General features: G+C 72.5%; 5 protein-coding genes. 3 read left to right on the forward strand and 2 right to left on the reverse strand.

Annotated features, from left to right (window positions below):
• The first annotated feature begins 461 nt into the window (after positions 1 to 461).
• Positions 462 to 1,193, forward strand: coding sequence for an SIMPL domain-containing protein (locus VF746_26625; GenBank protein ID HEX8696019.1), 732 nt, complete (start codon positions 462 to 464; stop codon positions 1,191 to 1,193).
• A gap of 81 nt (positions 1,194 to 1,274) precedes the next feature.
• Here the strand turns inward: VF746_26625 and VF746_26630 are convergent, their stop codons facing one another.
• Positions 1,275 to 2,237 carry a DUF4249 family protein gene (locus VF746_26630; protein HEX8696020.1) on the reverse strand — a complete coding sequence of 321 codons (963 nt, stop codon included), beginning with the start codon at positions 2,235 to 2,237 and terminating at the stop codon, positions 1,275 to 1,277.
• A gap of 254 nt (positions 2,238 to 2,491) precedes the next feature.
• On the opposite strand from VF746_26630, the gene VF746_26635 reads away from it, so the two are divergent.
• Positions 2,492 to 3,802, forward strand: coding sequence for a tetratricopeptide repeat protein (locus tag VF746_26635; protein HEX8696021.1), 1,311 nt, complete (start codon positions 2,492 to 2,494; stop codon positions 3,800 to 3,802).
• Positions 3,803 to 4,142: 340 nt separating this feature from the next.
• Entirely contained in the window at positions 4,143 to 4,979 is an 837-nt protein-coding gene (locus tag VF746_26640; GenBank protein ID HEX8696022.1) for a hypothetical protein, read from the forward strand.
• Between the two features lie 127 nt (positions 4,980 to 5,106).
• Here the strand turns inward: VF746_26640 and VF746_26645 are convergent.
• Positions 5,107 to 6,539: serine hydrolase (locus VF746_26645; protein HEX8696023.1), on the reverse strand; the 1,433-nt coding region annotated here is incomplete at its 5' end.

Below are 6,539 nucleotides of genomic sequence, written 5' to 3' on the forward strand. Positions count from 1 at the left end.
GTCCCTCCGCTGCGCTCCGGGCCGGGCTGCGCGCGCGGTAGGGCACGATACGACCGTGCCCAACCGCGCCGGGCCACCGCCGCGACGATACCCCGTGTCGCGGCGGCGTCCCGGCCCTCCGGGCGCGCATCCCTCACGCGACGGGAGGGAACAGGGGACTGGGGACAGGAACAGCCAGCACCGGATCCCGACCTCGCGCCGAAGCGTAAAGTCCACCCTCTCCCGAAGTTGGGAGAGGGTTGCCGCTCCAAGGCGGCGGGTGAGGGCCTCCCGCGGCGGCGCTGATGCCGGTGTCCCGCTCGTGTCCCACCCCTGCACCGCACTTCGCACTTCGCACTTCGCACTTCGCACTTCGCACTTCGCACTTCGCACTCTGCTGTCACGCAACCTGCGGCGGCGGCGGCGGGTAGCATGCGGGCCGCCGGATGGGCGGCGGCCTTCAAACGGAGCCGGAGGGGAGCATGAGCATGACGAGGAGCACCTTCGCGGCGCTGGCCCTGGGGGCGGCGCTGCTGGCGGACAGGGCGGCGGCGCAGGAGCCACGGCAGCCGCCGCGCACCATCCGCGTGAGCGCCACGGGCGAGTCGCGCGCCACGCCCGACCGCGCCTGGGTGGACGCCGGCGTGGAGACCGAGGCCGCCACCGCGCGCCAGGCGGCCGACGAGAACGCCCGCCGCATGGAGCAGGTGATCGCCGCCCTGGTGCGCGCCGGCGTGCGGCGCGAGGACATCCAGACGCACGGCTACAACGTCTTCCCCGTCTACGACCCCAACCCGCGCGGCGAGGGCGAGCCGCGGCTCCGGGGCTACCGGGTGAGCAACGTGGTCACCGCGCAGACCGACGACGTCCGCCGCGTGGGCGCGCTGCTGGACGCGGCGCTCGGGGCGGGCGCCAACCGCGTGCACGGCGTGCGCTTCGGCCTGCGCGACCCCGGCCGCGCGCGCGACCAGGCGATCGGCGAGGCGCTCCGCCGCGCCCGCGCCGAGGCGGCCGTGATCGCGCAGGGGCTGGGGGTGCGCCTCGGCGACGTGGTCGACGCCACCACCACCGCCGCGCCGCCGCCGCCGTACGTCGGCATGGTCATGGCACGCCGCGCCGAGATGATGGCGGCGGACGCCGTCGCCACGCCGATTGAGCCCGGCCAGCAGACGGTGAGCGTCGTGGTGTCGGTGGTCTTCGAGATCGCGCCCTGACGGCGCCGGTGACGGTCGCGAATGCGGGACGGCCCGGGAGCTTTCCCGGGCCGTCCCGCGTTCGCCAGCCGATGTGGGCCGTCAGACGCGGCCGGGGCAGAGGGGGATGCCCGGGATGTCGGCCGCGGCGACCAGGATCTGCATGCGCCGGGGGACCAGGGAGCCGAACACGCCCACCCCGTCGCCCACCACGCTGGAGATGCGCACGAGGCCCGAGGGGTTGAAGTTGGCGCCGCGCACGCCGTTGACCCAGTTGCGGTCGGCGGCGGCCACCACCAGGTCCATCCGCACGCCCTCGGGGAAGCCGTCGCGGATGGCCAGCAGCAGGTCCTGGTCGTACTGGAAGCGCTCGAACACGCCGAACTCGCCGGGGAGGCGGATGGTGGTGTCGCTCTCGGACACCGCCAGGCCGCGCAGCTCCAGCGGCTCGGGCGCGTCGATCCCCAGCGGCGCCAGCGCCTGCCGCAGCCCGTTGATGCGCAGCTGCGCCACGTAGCTCCACGCCCCGTCCGCGCGGCTCCAGTCCACCCGCATCCCGGTGCCGGGGGGCAGCCGGCAGATGAACCCGGGGGCGGGGGCGTTGCGCACGGCCTCTTCGCGGGGGAACAGCTCGAACGGACCCGGCACGGTGGTCCGCCCGCGCACCACCCGGCGGTCGAGCGTCTCGACGCGCAGATCGTACGTGCGCCCCGGCCGGACCGCGCGGGCGCCGGTGAAGTCTTCGCGGTAGCAGGTGCCGCGGAAGTCCACCGAGTCCGACTCCAGGTAGCGCCGGTCGATCCGGTAGCAGCTTTCGCCCGCTTCGCCGAAGAAGTGCCGGACGTTGTTCTGCTCGGTCACCTCCACGCGCGCGCCCCGCGCCTCCCCGGCCACGATCCCCTGCAGCGAGCGGTGCAGCAGCACGTACTGGTCTTCGCGGTCGGTGCGCAGCACGGCCTCCACCACCAGCACGTCCTCGGCCGGCTCGGTGGTCACCTCGGTCAGCTCGCACGCGGCCGCCGCAGCCAGCAACGCCGCCGTTAGCGTGAATCGCAGAACCCGCATCGGTGGCTCGTCTCCCCGATTCGCCGGCACCGCTGTTCCGGCCGACTGCCGGCCGGTGCGGCCTGTTGATCAATTAACCACCACTCTCCGCACGCTGTCCAGCCGGGTCGCACCCTCGCTCGCGATCGTACCGCACGCAGGGGCAGTCCTACCAACGTTTCCTGCTGTAGACGCACGGAATCCGCCAGCCTACAATTGCCGTCACACCGAAAGGTGCGATTCGCTGCGCCCGCCAAAGGCCGTCAGAGACAATAATGAAGCCACGCCGCTCGAGCGAGGCTCCGCTGCCGCGCTCCCCGCTCGATTTCGTGTATCCCCTGACGATCCGGGCGCCGGGCGCGGAGGGCGGCGCCATCCTGGCGGAGGTGCGGGACAGGTACGCGCTCGCCGTGCTGCGCGCGCTCCGGCTGGTGCTGGCCTGGAGCCGGGGGCCGGACCTCGCCGCGCCTCTCTTCCGCCGCGAGCCGCTGGACGAATGGGAGGCGGAGCTGCACGCCGCGCGGATCCGGAAGCCGCTGCGGATGCCGCTGATCGCCCTCGCCGCGGAGCTGAGGCGGCCGGAGCGGGCGGACCCCGGCGTCCTCGCGCAGGCCTGCTTCGCGATCAGCGAGTGGGCGCTGGGCACCGGGGCGGAAAGCACCGCGCTGCTGTTCGCGGAAGCCGCCGCGCTGGTATCGCCCACCGACGCTCGCCGCGCGTGGATCGTCGGGCGCATGCTGCGCAACGCGGGGCGGCTGCGCGAGGGGGAGCTGTGGCTGCGCCGGGCCGCGCGCGTGGCGGTGTGGTGCGCGGACTGGGAGACGCAGGATCTGGCGCTCAACAGCCTTGGCAACCTCTACTTGCAACAGGGCAGCCTCAAGGAAGCACTCCGATATCTCGTCCGCGCGCTGAAGCTCGCCAGACGGTTCAGTATGAAAGAGCGTGAGGCCGCGGTGTCCCACGACCTCTTCCCTGTTTACGTGCTTACCGGTGACCACTCGCGTGCAGAAAAAACAGCGATCCGTACCTTCGATCTATATGGTCCCCACCATCCAAACCTCCCCAAGCTGGCGCACGACGTTGTTCAACTTTGGCTGCGGCAGGGGCGCTTTCCTCTCGCGCTTCCTGTTCTTCGTGCTTTGCTTCCATGCCTGCGACTACCTCACGAACGCCTACGCGTGCTCGCGGCAACTGTACGCGCGGCCGGGGCTTGTCGTGATTCTCTCGCATACGAGGAGGCTTGGGCCGAAGCCTGGGATCTGGTGCAGCATCCTTCACCAGAAGTGCGGAGCGTACTTCCGGCGGTCCTGGTTGATCTGGGATTTGGGGCCGGTAGTCTAAGCAACTGGGAACGTGCAGCCGAGGCGCTCAGACTCGCCCTCCAAACTGCCAATGAAAGGGGTGCGTACGAGGACGCCGCCCAAGCAGAGCTTGGATTGGAGATGGTGCAGAGGTACGAGCGGATCGAGACTCCACTTCGCGCGCTTACCGGACCTGCGGCAGACCTGTCGGACGCATTCGTACGTTCGCTGGAATCGGCGATGTCCCCCGATCAGAAAACAAGGAGCGGGGGGCCACGTCGGTAGCCCGCCGCTCCCAATTTTGGCGGTTACGTCCCAGAACCGAAAAAATTCCCGGCTCTTGCGCTCGCTTGGGTGGAGTCCGAAGTGGACGTGTTGGTGAGCACCCGCTCGGTGTCCAGTCTCTGCTCGGATGGTGCGCTGGGGGAGCTCGAACAGGCCGCCAGCAGAAGGGCTCCGAGAATGCCGGCGAGGATGCGCTTGACGGACATGTGGTGCCTCCGGGTAGAAGGAGAAAGTACTTGGGAGCAGGCGAAGAATGCTCCCAGTCCCCGAGCGTGGCAACACACATCCACAACATGAAACGTTCGTCCCTGAGACGCCGAGCAGGAGGGAGGTAGCGGACGTGACGAAGCAGAGTCGGAACAGCCCGGCGCCGGCCAGGCGGCGGGTGCTGCTCCTCGACAGCGAGGCGCTGGAGCCGCTGACGCGCCTGGCGGCGCCATTCGAGGCGCAGGCGATGGACTGGGCCGGGCTCACCGAGACGGCGCAGCTGGCGGCGCCCTCGACGGTGGTCGTCATCGACCCGTTCGCGCGGCGCGGCTCCCCCGATCTCGACGCGCGGATCCCGGCGCTCCTCGCGGCGGCGCGGATGCTCCCCGTGGTGGCCCTGGTGCCGTTCCGGGCCAGGTACGCGGGCGCCGCCCGCGCGCTGCTGGATGCGGGAGTGGCCGAGCTCGCCGACGCGGGGCTGGAGCAGACGGCGGAGGCCATCCGCATGCGCCTGCTCTCGGTGCACGCGCAGCCGCTGAAGAAACGGATCGAGGCTTCGCTCTCGCGCTTCGTCTCCGTCGACGGGCTGACCCTCGTCCGCGCGGCCGCCGAAGTGGCGGCCGACCATGGGACGGCGGTCGAGCTGGGACGGCTCTTCGACGCCAAGGAGCGCACCGTTGCCGGGTGGTGCGCGCGAGAGAACCTACCCCCGCCGCGGCGGCTGCTGGCCTGGGTGCGGCTGCTGCTGGCGCTTGCGCTGCTGGAAGAGCGCCACCGGTCGGTGCTGAACGCGGCCACATGCGCGGGACTCACGGACTACTCGCTGCGGCGGGCGCTCGGCGAGCTCCTGGGGGGCAGGGCGCCCACGCGCGAGCGCACGCTGCGCGACGGACTGGCCGCGTTCAACGCGGAACTACGCGAGCTGCGGGAGAAGGCGAGGCAGAAGCGGAGGGAGAGCTACGCCGCATAGCAGGAAAGAAGCAACCCGGCCGTCGAGGCCGGCGCGTAGAGCTACGAAGCCGGAGAAGAGGGGGTCCCCGGCATCACTGCCGGAGACCCGTCGTATGTGGGAACGCCGCCTCTCCGGCGAGACGCGCTCAGGGGCCGGCGACCCGCGGCGCGCGGGTGTCGGTGCCGGCGAAGTGGACGACCAGCCCGGTGGCGCGGCCCTGGGCGTCGGTCTCGAAGGTGACCCGCAGGTCGGCTTCGCGGATGAAGAAGGCCCGCTCGCTCTCGGCGTGGAGGCGCACCCCCTGCGGCGCGGCCGGCGACCTGAGCACGAGGCTGTCGCCCTGGCGCTCGACGTCGATTGCCCCGCCGTCCGGCGTCCGGTACCGCCCGGAGTAGCGGCCGAGCAGCTCCGGGGCGACGGCGACCGCCCCGCGCTCCTCCCGCGCCCGCGCGGCCGCCGACGTGGCGTAGGGGAAGGCGGGGCGCAGCAGGTGCCAGGCGAGGCCGCCGTCGTTCTCCACCCCGTTGGAGAGCACGACGACGCCGACCCCGGCCCGCGGGTCGTAGGCGACGGTGGCCGAATAGCCGAAGGTGGAGCCGCCGTGCGTCACGATCCCCTCGTCTCCCGGCCCCAGCGGGACCACCCACCAGCCCAGTGCCTGCTCGAAGCTCGGCCCGGGCCGGCGCGTGTGGAGCATGGAGGCCATGGCCGGCGCCAGCGGCGTGCGCGCGTGGCCCAGGAACGCGCCCAAGAGCGTGAGCAGGTCGTCGGCGCTGGAGCGCAGCGACCCGGCGCCGGGGAGCCCGGCGAGGAGCCACTCGCGCGCGGGCCGCAGCGTCGCATCGTGTCCCGCGGCCATCCTCTCCCTCATCTCCGGCGAGACGGCGACCGCGGTGCTGCGCATGCCGAGCGGGCCGGTGATGCGCGCGCGGACCAGCGCCTCGTAGTCCACGCCAGCGCGGCGCGCCAGCGCGATGCCCAGCAGCCCCGCGCCGAGGTTCGAGTACGCCCACCGCGAGCCGGGCTCCCCCGGCAGCTCGTACGCCGCCAGGAAGCGGAAGAGCTGCTCTTCTCCGTACGCGGCGGCGTCCGGCGGGTCGGGCGGTGCGAAGGGCAGCCCCGAGGTGTGGGTCGCCAGGTCGGCCAGGGTGATCGGCTTCCCGTTGCGCTCGGGGAGCTTCGTTCCCGCGGGCAGGTACCTCGCGACCGGGTCGGTGAGCGCCACCTCGCCGCGCCGCGCCATGTCGGCCAGCAGCAGCGAGGTGAAGACCTTCGTCACCGAGCCGATCTCGAAGACGGTGCCCCCGTCCGGTATGCGCGGGTCGTCCAGGGCGAGCCGGCCGTACCCGACGATGCGGCGCTCCCGGGGCGTGACGATCCCCACCACCATCCCCACGCTCTTGCGCTGCACGTCGACGCGGTCGGCGAGGAGCGCGCGGATCTCCGCGTCGGAGGGGAGGGCGGGGACGGGCGCCGCGGCCGCGGGCGTCTGCGCCCCGGCCCCCGCCGCCGCCAGCGCCGCCACGGCCGCGGCGGCGGCGATGCACGCGGTACGCTGCGTCGGGTTCATCGCGTCCT

It is taken from the genome of Longimicrobium sp. (assembly GCA_036389795.1).
Lineage (GTDB): Bacteria > Gemmatimonadota > Gemmatimonadetes > Longimicrobiales > Longimicrobiaceae > Longimicrobium.